A 16212-nucleotide genomic window follows, 5' to 3' on the forward strand; every position below is an offset into this window, starting at 1 on the left:
GTCCGGTTTCGAAGGAAATGAAGGAATCAGCCAGCAGGCGCGGGATCCCCGGCCGGCGGAGAGTCGCCCTTCTTGTCGTCCTTCTTCTGCTCTTCCTCGCTCTTGCCCTTGAGCCAGGGGAATCGCTCCTCCTGCTTGGCCCACCATTTCTTGAGGTCTTTGTAGAGCCAGCCGCCTTTCGAGCGGCCCGTGACGTCGCGCAAGAGAATGGCGGCCTGGCCGTGGCCGACGCGCGCGGCGAAGAGGTCGTTCATGACCGTCTGCGCGGTGTTCGTGCGGCGGACCGAGTCGAGGTGGTCGAAGAGCTGCTCGACCTTGTTGAGCACGCGTTGCCCGAGGCCCGCTTTGCCCGTCGCCTGGAGTTTCGTGACCTTGTCCCGCTCCAGGTTGCTCAGGCGCTCGAGGGCGGCGTTGATCAGATTCGCGTGCTTCTGCCAGTCCGGATCGTCGGAGACCTTCGCGCGTCTGGTCGCGTCGAGGGCCTCGCGGCAATCGATCAGGCTGAAGTCGTTGTACGACATGAAGAACGTGAGCACCTCGGCGCGCGCGCTCGGCGTGGTCTCCATCTTCTCGATGTTCTGACGCACGCGGTCCATCGAGAGCCACCGATAGACGAAGTCGAGCCCCGTGCCCTTGATGTTCTGCGTGCCCATGATGCGCACGTCCATCCCGGGCGGGATCTGCTTGACCATGAAATCGATGACCTGATCACCCGTGGAGCCGGCATTCCAGAGGACGCAGACGCGCTCCAAGAAGAGCTCGCGGTAGGCGGTGCGGAAGATCGTGTCGGCCTCGGCCCAGGCCTTCTGATCGAGGGCGGCCGTGACGCGTTTTTTCGCGTCGTCGCGGAGCTTCGTGCGCTTGGCGTAGCGGATCGTGTGCGTGACGATGTCGGGGCGGATGTCGTCCTTGCCCTCGGCGGGCGTTTTTCCGGACAAGGCTTTTTCGATCGCGGCGCCGAGCTCCTCGGGGGTCGCGTTGAAGAGGGGGCGGGCGTCCTCGACGATCTTGCGCGCGTCCTCGTCCTCCATCGGCAGGGCCTTGAGCATGATGAGGAGCGTCTCTTCGAGGGCCTCGAGGCTCGAGCGGGTGCCGGTGCGGCGGAGGTATTCGTCGAACTTGAGGAGCGCCTTTTCCTTGTCGGCGTCGGCGGTGATGCGGGTGCCGCCGAGCCAGATGTCGAGGGCCTCGGTGATGAACTGCATCATGCCGCCGAGGTTCGTATTGATGAGGACGATGTGGTCGCAGCCGGCGTCGTCGACGAAGATCTGCGCGAAGACGCGGGAGCGGGCGACGCGGTCGGCGCGGTTGTTGACGACGGCGCAAGTGGCCCGGTCGGGCGTCTCGTCGGGGTTGTGTTTGTCGTAGGCGAGGCGCGTCCAGTTCGAGAGGAAGCCGGCGCGCTCGTTCGCGCTCATTCCATTGGAGAACGTGAGCTTGCGGCCGCGGTATTCGACGGTGGGATAGGTCTTCAAGACGCCGAGGTCGAGGATGACGTGGTCGGCGATCTCGACGAGGGCCTTTTCGCGGTCGATCTCGAAGTAATCGGCGAGCTCGAGGACGAGGGCGACGTTGCGCGGGTGCTCCTGGTACGGGAGGCGCTGGAGGAGGTCGACGGGAATGAGGTCGGCCTCGATGGGCTGGACGTGGACGAGCTTCGTGCGCTTGCGGCGGGCATTGTCGAGGAAGAGCGGGAACATCTGCTCTTCCGAGGTGAACGTGACGCCGTCCTGGGGCATGAAGCAGGAGATGACGCGCGCCACGTCCTCGCCGCCGGGGCCCTGGATGTCCTCGTGGTCGGGATAGGCGTTCGTGAGCGTCGTGATCGGGTCCTGCATCCATTCGTTGCAGAGCGTCTCGACGAACCTCGGCTGGAGCGCCATGCACTCCCAGAGGAAGACCTGGCAATGGAGGTTTTTCCCCGTGAAGAGGACGTTCCGCTGCTCCCAGATCGTGGCCTTGTCGTAGGGGCGGTAGATGAAGATCTCGCCGGCCGGCAGGTCGCGCATCGCGTGAATGAACATGGCCTCGCAGCCGGTGGTCTTCACGACGACGTCGTAGCGCATGGCGTGGAAGAGCGCGGCCTTCAATCGCTCGGAGCCGGATTTGCCGCGGGTGCCCCAGCCGCCGATGGAGAGCGGAATCGAGGCGCGCGCTTTTTCGATGCCGCGCATGATGACCGCCGTGCGGAGCATGAGGTACGAGAAGAGGCTCCACACGACGACGGCGAGGTGCGCCGGGGTGTTGCCCGAGGGCGACAACAAGAAGGAAAGGACGTGCTCGGCGATCGGCGGGAGCGCGAAGGGGAACGGGGCGTAGAAATTACGCGGGAGGTGCGGGACGAGGTTGAAGCGGGCGTTTTCGATCTCGCCCTCGGTGTCGACGACGTCGAGGGAAAACCCGAGCTCCTGGGCTTTTTGCCAGAAGAACTTTTTCTCGCGCGGTTCGCTGGCGGCGAGCGAGCGCTGGCGGACGAGCGCGAGCTGGGGGTATTCGAGCGAGAGCTTCCAGCGCGTCCGCATGCGCTCCTTCAGCGTGTGCGGGCCGCGGAGGAGGACGGTGCCGACGGGCGTGATCATGCGCAGGGGTTTGCCCGAGATGGAGCAGACCGCGAGCAATTCGTCGACGCGCGGGAGGAACGGGCCCCAGCCGGCGACGGGCGGGCAGAGCTGGCGCTCGCCGGGGACGCGGGTCGGCGTGACCTCGGCCATGCCGTGCGGCGGGACGACGATTTCACCCTGCCAGACGCGGCCCTGGGTATGGGCGTAGCCTTTGCGTTTGTCCGGCATGGGCGTCTTGAGCTCGTTCCAGAATCGCCAGAATCGCCAGTGCCGGGGTTCGCCGCGCCAGAGGATGTATTTGCCGGCGCGGACCTTCTGGAGGGAGACGGTCATGTCGCCGCGCGAGGCGACGGCGAGGGCGCGTTCGAGGTCGCGCGTGGGGGTGTTCGGCGGGACGTCGAAGCGCGAGGAGCGGCCTTCCTTGATTTTTTCGAGTTTGTCCTTGAAGCGCTGCGCGAGGGCCACGAGCTCCGGCTCGGCCGCGACTTCGAGCCAGCGGAGCGTGGCCGCGGCGCCCTCCGTGAGCTCGGCGCCGGCCTTTTCGTTGTTCGCGAGCGTGGCCAAGGGCTCGACGAAATGGCCCGGGCGGAGGACGGGCGTCGTGCCGGCCGCGACGAGCTTGATCGATTCGAGCGAGACCCGGACCGGGAGCGAATCTTCGGGTTTCGTGAGGGCGCGCTGGATGACGCCGAGGAGCGCCTCGGCCGCCTCCGGATCACGATCCTCGATCGGAGGTTCGTTCCCGGCATTCGGGCCCTCGCAGGCGAAGCCGCCGGCGCGCTTCGTGAGGACACGAATGCCGAGGCCGCGGACGCGGGGCGATTTGTCCTCGGTGATGATCTTGACGAGCTGCTCGAGGCCGCCTTCGCCGCGGGTTCGTCCGAGGAATCGCGCGAGCTCCTGGCGGACGTGCTCGCTCGGGTCGTCCTTGGCGATGAGGCCGGTTTCGAGGCGGGTGCGGTCGTCGGCGAGGGTGCCGAGGATGCGCAAGGCATTGCGGCGAATGATGGGGCCGTCCTTGCCGGAGCGAATGCGGAGGCGCTCGGAGATGACGCCACGAATGCCGTCGGGAAAGACGAGGGAGGCGATTTCGAGCGCCGCGACCTGCGCCCAGCGCATGGCGTCGACGCCGCGGGCCCACGCGAGGACCTGGCGGGCGCGCTCGACGCCGAAGCGGCCGAGGCGCTGCGAGGGGTTGAGGCGCGCGAGGAGGGCGGCGAGGACACGCAAGGCGGCGACGCGGACGGGCTGCGGGCGCCCGGTCGAGGCGTGCGACATCGCGAATTCGAGGACGCCGCCGCCGGAGAGGAGGCGGAAGGCGTCGGCCTCGGTGAGCGATTTGGCTTTGGTGATCGTCGCTTCGTAGGCGACCTCGACGGCGTCGACCTGGTCGGCGATGCGCGCGGCGAAGCGCTCCTGGACGGCCTCCATGTCGAGCCAGCGCTTGGTGGCCTGGACGTCGCGGCGGGCGTCGAGGCGGCTCTTGGCCGAGCCGCGGAGGTGGTCGATGAGGATCTTGCGTTTGTCCTCGTCGGTGGCCGCGCCCTGGTAGGCGACCATGAGGGAGGCGGCCTCGCCGTTCAGGCGGTCGAGCTCGCCGACGGCGACGTCGGCAGCGCGTATGAGGGAGGCGATGAAGATGCCCGGGGGATGCGGGCCCGGGCCGAGCTCGGCGGCGATGTTCTCGGCGATGCGCTCGACGGTGGGGACGCGGAGCTTCGCCATGAGGGGCGAGACGCTCTGGAAGAGGTCCACCGCGAGCCCGTCCCGCCCGTCGGCGTAGCGGGATCTGCGTTTGGTGAGCGCGGGAGCGAGGGGGTACTTCAAGGCGGCGTGCCCCAGGTCGGGTCGGAGGAGGTGCGGCGCCTGTCGATACGGCCACTGCCCTCTTCGAGCCGAGCACGGAACGGTGCCTCCCGCGGTGGCAAGTCACGAAGGCCCCTGCCACCCGCGAGGTCGTAGCCCACGAAGATACCTCCGGAGAGTCGGAAGGGCGAGGCCTCGACGGGGAGGTCGAGCAGGACACGGCCCTCGGCCCCGGCGCTGAGCCGATGGCCCCGCATGAGCCACGTCCAGAACGTGAGCTGGGCACTGACGCCGCTGCGAAGGAAGGATTCGGCGCGGTCGTAGCCGGCCGGTCGGTAGCTCGTGAAGGCGCCGAGGGTGATCCAGGGGGCGAGGCCGCGGCCGGGGAGGAGGTGGAGCTGGGCTTCGAGGTCGGCGCGGTCGATGCCAGCGAAGTCGGGGGTGGTGCGCGTGGAGACGCCGACGCTCGCGAGGGCGTCGATGGCCGGGCGGAAGAGGGCGCGGAGGCCGACGACGCCGTAGAAGGGGCGCGTGCTGGAGTAGCGGGTCCAGACCTCGCGGTCGGCGTCGTCGCGGCCTTCGAGGGCGGGGTCGGTGAGGATGACGGCCGCGCCGCCCCAAGGGACGAGCGAGACGGAGTCGGCGACGGGGATCGACCAGAGGACGCCGCCGAGGGCGCGGGCGCCGAGGGCGAAGGTGTCGGTCGGCTGCGCGACGACGCGGCCGCGGACGAAGAGGCCAGGGATGACGCCGTTCGGGGCGAGGTCGAAGGAGCCGGCGACGCCGAAGCTCGGGGCGCCGAAGCGGGCGCGGGCGAAGACGGAGCCTTGCGCCCAGGCGTTGATCGATTCGATCTCGCGGCGCAGGGCGACGCCGACTTCGAGGAGGCGCGCGCCGGTGAGGTTGTCCTCGTCGCCGACGTCGAGGTCGACGAGGCGGGCATAGAAGGAGGTGAGCAGGCTGCCGGGATCGGCGTCGGAGACGATGTCGGGCGCGACGCGGAGGGGCGGCTCGGGGGCGCCGCTGGGCGCGGGGCGGAGGCCGGGCGCGGGCGCGACGCGGCGAGGCTTGGGCAGGCCGATGGGGACGGCGAGCTGGACGCGGACGAGGGCGCGGCCGCCGGGCGAGGTGACGTGGAGCGTGTGCGGGCCGTCGGGGAGGACGGGGATGCGCTTTTCGAGCTCCTGGCCGAGGGGGCGGAGGTTGTTCGGGTCGCCGCCGACGAGGTGCGCGGTCGGGTCGGCGGTGGGATCGAGGGGGAGCTCGCCGCGGGAGGTGGTGCTGGGGAGGGGGATTTGCGGATCGACCGACCAGTTGAGGGTGCGAGGTTCGCCGGCTGGCCCGCGGGCCTGGAGGCGGACGACGGTGGGCGCGGCGAAGGTGAGCTCGAGGGGGCGCTCGGGGTCGATCTCGAACCACTCGGAGACGACGCGGGCCTGGAAGGAGAAGCCGCCGGCGCCGGAGAGGCGCGCCGAGCCGATGATGGTGCGGCCACGCGGGGCGCGGATCTCGACGCGGTGCGGGCCGCGGGGGATCGAGAGGGTGCAGGCGGCGCGGGGAGACTTGGGGTCATGGCCGCAAGGCGCGGGTTTGCCGTCGATCTCGACGCTGAGCTGGCAGTTCGGGTCGTCTTCGAGGGCGAGGCACTGGGTCTCGACGCCGAGCGTGGTGGGCTTGCTCTGGCGGACGCGGAGCTCGACGTGCTGGCCTTCGGCGAGGAGGAGGGCGTCGTCGGGGGCGTCGAGCAGGGCGCGGCGGACCTGGAAGCCGAGCGACGGGGCGCGGCCGCCGCGGACGTCGACGAGGCCGGTGCCGGCCGCTTGATCGGCGCGGGCGACGGCAAGCCAACCCACGGCGGGTGCAAGGCGTGCGAAGGCGTTCGAGGCGGGATCACCGTTCTCGACGGCGTGCTGGGCGAGGACGAAGCTGCGGAGGGCGCGGGCGCGGTCCTGGTCGTCGGCGGAGCGGTCGGCGGAGAGGGAGGCGGCGCGGGCGAGGGCCGGGCCGGAGCCATGCGCGAGGCCGATGCGTTCGAAGACCTCGCCGGCGATCCAGCCGGCGCCGGTGCGCTCCGTGAGGACGGCGTAGAGGAGGCCGTCGGCGTCGGTGGAGGAGCGGGCGTTTCCGTCGGTGAGGGCGGTAAGGGCGGCGGCGGTGTCGTCGGCGACCTGGGCGCGGCGGGCGCGCGTGAGCGGGTCGAGGTCCTTCGGCAAGGGGAGGGGCGGGATGCGCGGGACGAGGCCGAGGGGGACGACGGCGGGGCTGCCGGCGGGCAAGCGGAGGGCCTGCGGCGGGCCTTGCGCGTCCGGCTCCTCGAGGGCTTCGAGGGGGATCTCGTCCTTGCGATCGAGGGCGGCGAGGGTTTCGTAGCCGAGGGATGCGAGGGCCTCGGCGCGTCGCTTCCGGATTGCGTCCTGCTCGGCGGGCGGGGCTTTTTCGAGCTCGCGGGAGGCGTCGCGGACGCGGGCGAGGAGGAGGCTGACGGCGTCGAGGGCCGTTTCGCGGGCGGCGGCGGGGATGCGAGGCTCGGGGGCGCGGCGCGGGTGGAGGCGCGCGGAGACGCGGACGAGGGTCTCTTCCTGGGTCTCGATCTGGATCTCGCCGACCTCGGCGGGGACGGGGACCTCGATCGCGCCGGTCGCGCCGTGGTCGATCCAGGCCTCGTACACGCGGTCGCCGACGCGGACGTGGAGGCGGCGTGGCTTGCGGGTGCCGCTCTCGGCGGCATGGGCGACGACACGCGCGACGGTGGCGCGGCCCGGGTCGGGGACGCGGAACTTGGCGTCGCCGTTCAGCCGGATCCAGCGGGTGAGCTCGCGCAGGGTGTCGCAGGGCGCGTAGCCGTCGCGGGGGATGCGGGCGAAGACGGGGACGGCGCCGGCGGGGCGCTCGAACGCGTGGCGGCCAGGCGTGACGGCGATGCCGCTGCCGAGGCCGGCGCCGGTGTGCACGGCGGAGGCGATGTTGTCGATGAGGAGCGAGGTCTCGGGGGCCGGGTCGGTTTGTCCGGAAATGACGAGGAGGCGGGTGTGGGTCGCGGGCGCGGGCGGCGGCAGGACGTCGATGTCGGCGCGGCCTTCGCGGAGGACGGTCCAGCGCAGGCCACGCGGGCCGACGAGGGCGCAGCGGGTGCTGCCGACGTTGTCGAAGGGGACGGAGATGTCGTTCCAGACGACGGAGCCGGTGGGCGGATCGAGGGTGTCCCACGGCGCCTCGCGGACCCAGGTTTGCCGTGCGCGGCTGGCGGCGCCGGGCAGGTCGCCGTGGAGCCAGGCGTAACGCTCGGCGAGGGGCGCGGCGGCGGGGCGGCGGCCATCCTCGGGCGGCGAGAGCATGGCGCGGAGGGCGTCGAGGGCGACGCGATCGTCCTCGTGGGTGGCCTCGGGCAGCGGGCGCTCCCAGGGGCGCGGCGGAGGGAGCGTGTGGGCATGGGCCGAGGCGAGCCGTTCGAGGACGGCGCGCAGGACGGGGCCGGCGGCGCCCGCGGGGAGGGCGCGGGCGAGGTCGAAGGCGCGCTCGGCGGCCTCGCGGGCCTGCTCGGGGCTCGTGGCCCAGCGGACGGCTTCGGTGAGGAGGAAGGCGCGGAGGGCCGGAGGGATGTCGCCCGCGAGGATGCGCTTCAGCGCGGCATCGACGTCGCGCGCGGCGCCCGTGCGGTCGGCGGCGGCCGCGAGGCGGACGACGGCCGCGGCGGCGGGCTCCTTCGCGCCTTCGCCGAGGGCGTCGAGGCGGGCTTCGCGATCGCGGACGCGAGGCGCGATGTCGAGGACGTCGGTGCGTTTGCGGAAGGCGGTGGCGGCGACGGCGATCTCGCCTTCGAGGGCCTCGATCGAGACGCGACGTGTATCGACGGGCAAGGGGACGCGGATGCTCTGCGTCGCGGTCCATCGCTGCGCATCGGCGGTGCGGGTCGCGACGTCCCACACGAGCTCGCGCACGACGACATCGCCGGCGCGCACGATGGCGCGGGCCGCGCCGATGCCACGGGCCTGGATGGAGAGGCGCACGACGTCGGAGGCGGGCGCGTCGACGACGATGCTGTTCGCCTTGGCGGCGAGCGCGCCGCGGGAGGCGAGGACGAGGCGCCACGGCGAGGCATCGGGCAGGACGGCGAGCTGATCGGCGGCCTCGCGGGCGTCCCGGCCGCCTTCGAGGGAGACCGGGCGGCGGACGAAATAAGGCTCGACGAGGGGGCGAACGAGGAGGGTGCTCTCGAGCCAGCGGACCGTGAGCCAGTCGCGGGTGGCGTCGGTCGGCGCGGCCTCGAGCGCGCTCCTCGCGGCGAAGAGCCAGCGGAGGATCGAGGCGGCCTCGGGGATGGCGGTCTCGGGGCGGGCCGCCGTGGGATCACGCAGCCAGCGCGTGACGTCCTCGTCGAGCCTGTGCCAGGCGAGCGAGGAGCGGAGGAGGCTGCCCATCGCGGCGGTGATCGCGGCGGGTTTGTCGGACCGGACCACGAGGAAACGAGCGCCGGTCCACATGGGGACGTCGACGACGCGGGATTCGCGGGTCTTGGCCGACGTCGGGGCGATGGTGGGTGGAAGCGGCAGCCACGTGACCGCGTCGGGCACCTCGCGCACGCCGGTGCCGAGGCCGACGGCGGTTACGGGTCCTTCGAGGCGGACGCGATCACCGGGCTCGATGGGCAGAAGCAGGACCGAGCCCTTCGCGAGGGAGATCGGCGCGCTCGGATCGACCTCGACGGCACCGCCTTGCGTGGGGGTGTCGAGCGAGAAGGGCGCGACGCGGGCGCGGGTCGGCGCGACCCAGCCGGGCGGATCGAGGCTCGCATCGGCGCGCGCTCCCGCGGGAGCGAGGCCGAGGACGAGCCCGAGGGCCGCGGCGAGGGCAGACCGAACGTTCATGGATTCGGGGGCAACGGTCGGGCGAAGATCGGATCGAGCGCGGCGGCGAAGCGCGCGCGCTTCTGCTTGTCGGCGCCGAGCGCGTCGCGGACGGTGCGCGAGAGCTCGACGTGGAAGAACGGCGCTCCGAGCTCGCGGCAGGCGCGCGCCTGCTGGTTGATGGTGCCCCCGAGGATCGAGACGTCGGTCGGGTAGACCTTGACGCGGGTGTCGGTGACGGCGGGCCCGAGGCGCGCGGCGAGGCTCGCGGCGTCGGCGTTCGTCTTCGCGGCGCTCACGATGATGCCCGTGCCCTCGGACTTGTCGTCTTTGAACCCGTGGATCTGCACGGTGACCGCGCCTTGCACGAGCGCGACGAGCTCGCGATGGGCCGCGTGGAAGAACGAGCGCTCCGCGTGCGCCACGTCCGACGCGACCACCGGCGCCGCCGCGTTCGCGTCGTCCGCCTCGTCGCGATCGACGCCGGCCGGCTCCTCCACGGCGGCGCCCTTGTCGTCGTCCTTGTCGTCGTCCTTGTCGTCGACCTCGTCCCCTTCCGCCTCCGTGCCCTTGGGTTTGTCCTTGTCCTTCCCGGCGGACGCCTTCTCGTCCTTCGCGCCGCCGTCCTTCGCGGCCTCCGCGGGCTTGTCGATGTAGCGGTGCACCGTGTTGATCAAGAGCACCCGCGCCGCCTGCGCGTCGAACACGGAGAGCGCGATCGGCAACGTGCCCGCGTCGTAGAACGTGTGCGGCGCTTCCACGAGGATCGGCCTCGCGCGACCGGTGCGCATCACGACCACGCCCGCGCCCCGCTTCTTTTTCCGCGCCTCCTCGAGCAGCCACACGTCTCCGAGCACGCGGAGCGAAAACCCCTCGGGCGCCTTCTTCGGCGGCTCCTTGCGTTCGGTCGCGGCGACGAGCGCGTCGCGCACCCAGGCGGCGTATGCGCGCTCTTCGTCGTTCGTCGGCGCCTTGTACGTCACGGTGCGGCGACCGCCCTTCCGCAGCTTGGCGATCCGCTCTTCGAGCGCCTTCGTCGCCCCCTCGTCCACCTGGGGCATCATCGCGGAGGCCTCCGAGGGAGGACAAGCGGCGGCTGGCGCGGGCGGGCTCTTCGGGCAGGACGGCGCCCCGCAGCCGAAGAGCAACGTGGTCGAAAGAAGCCCTGCCCATCGTGCTTTTTTCACAGATCGTCCTCCGACCAAAGCCTCGGCTCGAGGTCTCCCGGCAGCGGCGTCTGGCCGACGAGCACCGCTCCGATCCACACGCGATCGACGCTCTCGATCTTGATCGTCCGGAGCCCCGGCTCGAGGTCGTCGCCGATCGGGATTTTTACCTTGGCGAGGCCATCCAGGTTTTTCCGCGCTTCCTTCGCCGTCCGTCGCGCCTCCCAGAGCAGGCCCATCCCCGCGTCGCCCGTGCGCCCCGAGAGCTCGCCGCTGGCCGTCGTGATCGACCGGAAAAACGCGCTCTTCTGCCGCGCCGGTTTGCCCCCGTCGATGCTGTAGCGAATCTTGAACGGGCGCGCCGACGCTTCGCTGATCACGAACAGCACGAGCGTGAGCGACTCGCCCGGGCGCTGCCGGAACGTGAACGAGAGCGGCTCGCGCGCGGGCAGCTCGAAGACGTCGCGGCGACGCATGATCCCGCCGCCTTCCCACGGCGCCGCGTCCGCGTACGCGAGCCCGTCGCCGATGCCCTTCACCTGGATGTCGTGGACGCCGGCCTTGAGGCTCGCCCGCAGCACGCCCGAGAGCGACGCGATAGGCTGCTCCACCATGTTCTTCCCGTCGATCCAGAGCTCGGCCATCTTCCCGAGCCGCGACGGATGCGCCCGGTAGAGCACCTTCAGCCGCCCACCGCGCTCCCCCGCGTAGCCGATCCCGAGCTTGAGCGGGCTCTCCAGATCGAGCGGCGTCCACCCGTCGTTCGGGAGCAGCTCCTTCGCGGCGATCTCGTACGGCGCGAGGAAGCGACGCCGGACGGGCGCTTGGTCCGGCACGAGCGTGCGCTCGGGCTTCTGGCCGGCCTCGCTCGGCGAAGGCTGGCCGCGCAGCTCGATGCGCACCTGCTCGTAGAGGTCGGCGATGCGGCCTTGCCGTTCGAGCTCGTTCTGGTTCTCGGCGCGGATGGGCGTCCAGGTGCGCACGTCGAACGGCGCGTATCGCCAGATCTCGTTCTCCGCGAGCTCGACGCGGTACGGCACGCGCAGGATGTCCTCGGGCACGCCGGGATCGAGCACGCGCAGGTGCACGCGCATGTGAGCGTCGCCGAGGATCTCGATCTTCGTCGCGCCCTTCGGGATGCGCAGGATCGCGCGGCGCGGATCGGTCGCGTCGGCCTCGGTCTTGTCGCTCCCGGAGGCGAGCGCGCCGCCCTCCTCGGCCTGATCCCGCGGCCTGCCCCAGCGTTCGAAGCGCGAGTACGGCAAGGTCTGGCGCAGCTCGGCGCGCTCGTTCGGCCCGGGGCCCCAGCGCGCGACGACGGTGCCGGACATCGAATCGGGCGCGCCTGCCTCGGGCAGCTCCGCGCGGAGAAGCAGGCCGAGGTAGGGCTGCTCCGGCGCCACGCGCGCGAGGACCGGCCGCTCCGGATCGAGCTTCAAATACTTCACGACCCGCACGTCGGGCCGGATCTCGAGCCGTTCCCCCTCGAACGGCAGCGCGATGAGATCGCCGATCTGCGCGCGCTCGTACGGTTTCGGAAGGACGAACCGCACGAGGAAATCGTCGCCCTTGCCCTCGACGACGAACGTGCGCGGGTTGAGGCGCGACGACGACACGTGAAACACGCCGTCCTCGGGCACCGTGAGCATCCGCGCGCCGCCGCCTCCGCCCTCGCTGACCGTCACCGTTCGCCCCGGCGGCGCGAGCACGTCGAGCTCGACCGGACCCATCACGTTGATCGCCGCCGCGTGCCGCTCGCCCACCGAATACCCCGGCACCGTGCCCGCGGCCGCGGGGAAGGGCGTGCGGTAGTTGCGGAGCAAGAGCCGCCGGAGCGAGTAGTCCTTGCCTTCGAGCCCGGCCGCGTCGAGGCGCCGATCCCAGCCCGAGAGCGCGCGCGATCGCGCCGTCTCGGGGAGATCCTCGAAGCCGAGCGAGGTCATGTCCGACACGACGCGCGAGCGATCCTCGTCGTCGAGGCTCATCTCGTAGAACGTGCGCTCGTACGATCCGCGCCGGTATCGACCTTCCACGCGCGAGAGCACGTCCTTCACCGAGATCGGCAGCCCCCGCATCCGCATCACGCCGCCGCGCGGCAAGAGCTCCCCCGTCGTGATCGTGGTCGTGCGTGGATCGAGCACCCACTCGTCGCCCTGCGCGACCCGCGCGGCGTACTCGCCCGCCGTGGCGCCGTCCTTGTCGTCGCACGAGAGCCGGCTCTCGAGCTCGAACCTGTGCGTCTGGACGTCCTTGCCGTGCTCGTCGACGAACGTTGCTTCGAATCCGTACGAAAAACGTGCCTTTGGATCACAAACGGTCACGCGGGGCACGAGGGCCCAGGTCGAGACCACGACCGCGTCGATCGACGAGGGCACCTTCACGGCGACGGGTTTGTCGGGGTCGACGCGATACGCGAGGATCTCGTCCATCGCGGGCAGCGCGAGGTGGGACGCGGGCGGCGGCGAGGTGAGCGGCCAGAGCAAGGCCGCCCAGCCGAAGAAGAGGATCGCGACGATGAACCAGCGGATGATCACGGGCTCTCCACCACCCGTATGCTGGTCAGGCCCGTCGCGACCGCGCGCCGCACCCGCACGATCGAGGTGAGCGGCTTCGGCGCGCGCGGCACCCGCGACGTACCGAGCGGGACCAGCATGACTTGCCCCGGCTCCGCCACGAGCGCCCAGATCCGCCGGGACACCGCGTCCCGGACCACCTCGACGTGGCACGCCCGATCGTCCTTGATCGCCGCGCGCAGATCGAACGGATTGTTCTGATCGAGATAACGCTCGAAGCTCTCGAGGCGCGCCTCGGCGTCGCACCGGTTCGCCGCGTCCGCCGTGAAGCTCGGGCAACGCGACTTCGGGGCCTCGGCCGGGGTCGCGTCCTCCGCGCCCTTCTTCTTGCCGTCCGTCTTCTTGCCGTCCGCCTTCTTCGGCGTCCCCTTCGGCGCCGGCGCCTCGGCCTTGCACGCGATGAGCTCGAACGCGCGCGACGCGACGTCCTCCGAGCCGAGATCCACGCCGAGCCGCCCGAGCCGCGGCGTGAGGATCCCGTCGCCCTCGACCGCGGACAGCGCCGAGCGCAGCTCGCCCGACATGTACACGAGCGCGAAGCGACCATCGGCGAACTTGCGCGCGTAGCTCATCGAGAGGTCCGCCGAGCCGTTGTACGGCGCGTGCTCGCGCGCCCCGTCGAACATCCCCACGCGCATGCCGAGGTCGCCGAACACCTCCACCATCGGCCGCGCCCACTCCGGCACCTGCTCGCGCCGGATCACTTCACGCCCGAACGAAACGACGAGATCACCCGTGTAGTCTCGCTCCGGCGCGATGCCCTGCATGCTGATGCCGGAGTTGCCCTCGCCGAGCCAGACCTCGTGCACACGCTGGAAGAACGATCGTCGCGACACCCGGCGCCGCGGATCCGCATACCCGCGCGGATCGGCGCTCGGCAGCGCGCCCGCGATCAAGAGCCCGCGCGCGCCGAGCGCGTCGTACAGCGACAAACCCGCGCCGAACGTCCCGATCTCCCAGCGCGGCGCCGGCACCTCGATGAGGATCTCCCCCGGCGCGACGACCTCTCGGGTCGACATTTGGGGCTTCGGATCGCCTCCGGCGTCCTCCGCCCCAAGCCCCAGCTTCTCGACCTTCACGAACAGGCTCGCGTTCCCGCGCCGCCCGCCCGTCTCGTCCTCGACGAGCCCCCACGCCTCGATCTCGCCGTCCGGCTTGTGCACCCGCACGATCGCGTAGCCGAGCCGCGCCGCCACCGCGCGCTCCCACGCCGTCCATCGAGGCTCCATGCCCGCGTGCGGCATCCGCCGCGCGAGCGTCGCGTCGAAGAGGCGCAGCTCCTCGATCGTCGGCCCGCGATAACCCGTCGTGCCCACCGACGTCAGCGCCACGACCCGGCCCACGAGCTCCTGCCGCAAGCCGCCCGACCACACCTCGACCTCACGCGCGCCGAGCAGCGATCCCGCGACCTCCTCCGCGAGCGCCAAGGGCACACGCAACGTCGGCGCGTTCGACCACGGCCGCTGCGTCGCGCCTTGCACCGGCGCCCTCCACGAGAGCGTCACCTCCGCGCTGAGCATGCGCCCGAGCGCCATCACGTCGAAGCCTTCGGGCACCGAGCCGACCGCGCTCACGCCGGGCGGCTCGTCCCCGCCCGCCTCGACCACGAGCATCTGATCCAGCCCGAGCCGCTTGCCGAGCTCCGCCGCGAACGCCTCGTCGAGCGCCCGCTGCCCCTCGTGCCTCGACAAGAGCACGAGCGCCCGCGCCCCGAGCGCCTCCGCCGCCGCGTGCGCGAGCGCGGGCAGCGCCGAGCCGGGACCCTCGGGCGCGGCGAGCACGAGGAAGCCGCCGTGACGCGAGACGACCCCCGGCGTTGCCTTCGGCCGCACCGCGAAGCGCGGCGCCGGCGTCACGTCGTCCGGATCGATCTCCGATGCGCGCGGCCGCGCCACCACCCAGCCGCCCTTCTCCTCGCGCATCACCAAGAGGCCCGCGGTCTTCGCCGCCGTCAGCGTCCGCGGCGAGACCTCCTCGCCGCCGCGCGTCTCGGTGAATCCATCGACCTCGTTCGCGACCTCGAGCGCGACCTCGAGCGCCGTGATCCCCACCGATCGCTCCGCCGCGGGCCTCGGCCTCGGCCCCGTGTCGCCCAGCGTGAGCTCGTACGGCACGGTCGCGCCGCCCGCGATCATCGCGATCTCCGAGACCGAGGCGCGCGGCACGAGCAGCCCCTCGGCCTTCACGAGCCCGTAGCCGATCCCGTTGCCGACGAGGAACGCGGTGATCGACACCTGCAGCGTCGGCATGACGACGATGCCGATGTGGTCCTTGTTCCACATCTTCACCGCCAGGAGGCTCGGCAGGAGGTAGCCGAATCCGAAGTAGTCGATCATCGGGACCCCTGGCCAGAAGTAGGCCAGGACGAACCCGAGGAGGACCTTCACGAAGAAGCCCGTGATGTAGCACATGAGCATGCGCCGCGGGCCGACGATGAGCATGCGCGAGAAGGGCGGGACGCTCATCAAGAACTTCGATGCGCCGTACACGAGCAGCGCTTCGACCGTGGTCGTCACGAGCTTCAGCGGCTCGTAACACGCGACCGCGAGCAGCCCCGGGACGAGGATGCCGTTGTAGTCCCAGCCGTACCGGACGTTGTTCCGCGCGCCGAGCAGCGCGCCGATGACCAGGATGATCTGCGCCTTCGGCGACTCGAGGAACTTGATCGAGAGGCTCTCGTTGATGACCTGGAAGCGCGAGACCGAGAGGTTCGTCGTGCGCAGGAGCAAGACGAGCAGGATCCAGGTCAACACCGTGACGAACCCGACGCGCGGGAACGCCTTGATGATCCCCGCGTTCCAGAACGTGTTCGACACGAGCGGCACGAGCACGAGCCCCACGCTGTAGAGCTCACGCGAGTGCGCGAAGCCGTATTGCGCCTCGACACGCGGCACGATGACGCCCTCGAAGAGCAGCCGCACGAGCACCGCGCCGACGATGAACAGGTAGAAGCGCTCGCGCCCGAACGCCGCCGACCACGCGCCGAGGTGCGTGACCCATCGGCCCACGCCCGCGACGAGCCAGTACGTCACGACCGACTCGACGATGATGAAGATCGCGGTCGCGGGCGCGGCGATGAAGATCGTCGCGAGGTAGCCGGGGACGACGAGGCCTGCGTAGGTCCAGCCGAACAGCTCGGTGAACATCGTCCCGATCACGAGGCCGATGAGCACGGCGACGTGCAGGCTTCGATCGAGACCGTTGGGCGGGAAGACGGCGAGAGAGGCCAGCATGGACTCGCGGCTAGGAGCTCCGGCGCGAA

The 16212-nt window shown here is 71.2% G+C and carries 5 protein-coding genes; all 5 read right to left on the reverse strand.

Annotation, left to right across the window (positions count from 1 at the left end; all coding sequences use genetic code 11):
* Positions 1 to 26: 26 nt before the first annotated feature.
* From QHF83_RS09330 to QHF83_RS09350, 5 genes are read right to left on the reverse strand one after another with little or no spacing between them, the layout of a single operon-like run.
* Positions 27 to 4388: a capsule biosynthesis protein CapB gene (locus QHF83_RS09330; protein WP_282417421.1), complete on the reverse strand. Its 4362-nt coding sequence runs from the start codon at positions 4386 to 4388 to the stop codon at positions 27 to 29.
* Positions 4385 to 9232, reverse strand: a complete 4848-nt coding sequence (locus tag QHF83_RS09335; RefSeq protein WP_282417422.1) for a hypothetical protein — start codon at positions 9230 to 9232, stop codon at positions 4385 to 4387. The genes QHF83_RS09330 and QHF83_RS09335 overlap by 4 nt, the downstream gene beginning before the upstream one ends.
* Positions 9229 to 10398, reverse strand: coding sequence for a hypothetical protein (locus QHF83_RS09340; RefSeq protein ID WP_282417423.1), 1170 nt, complete (start codon positions 10396 to 10398; stop codon positions 9229 to 9231). Before QHF83_RS09340 ends, QHF83_RS09335 begins: the two co-directional genes overlap by 4 nt.
* Positions 10395 to 12911 carry a hypothetical protein gene (locus tag QHF83_RS09345; protein ID WP_282417424.1) on the reverse strand — a complete coding sequence of 839 codons (2517 nt, stop codon included), beginning with the start codon at positions 12909 to 12911 and terminating at the stop codon, positions 10395 to 10397. The genes QHF83_RS09340 and QHF83_RS09345 overlap by 4 nt, the downstream gene beginning before the upstream one ends.
* On the reverse strand, positions 12908 to 16183 hold the full coding sequence (locus tag QHF83_RS09350) for a poly-gamma-glutamate biosynthesis protein PgsC/CapC (protein ID WP_282417425.1): 3276 nt from the start codon (positions 16181 to 16183) through the stop codon (positions 12908 to 12910). Before QHF83_RS09350 ends, QHF83_RS09345 begins: the two co-directional genes overlap by 4 nt.
* Between the last annotated feature and the right edge of the window lie 29 nt (positions 16184 to 16212).

The organism is Polyangium sp. 15x6 (assembly GCF_029960785.1).
Classification (GTDB): Bacteria; Myxococcota_A; Polyangia; order Polyangiales; family Polyangiaceae; genus Polyangium.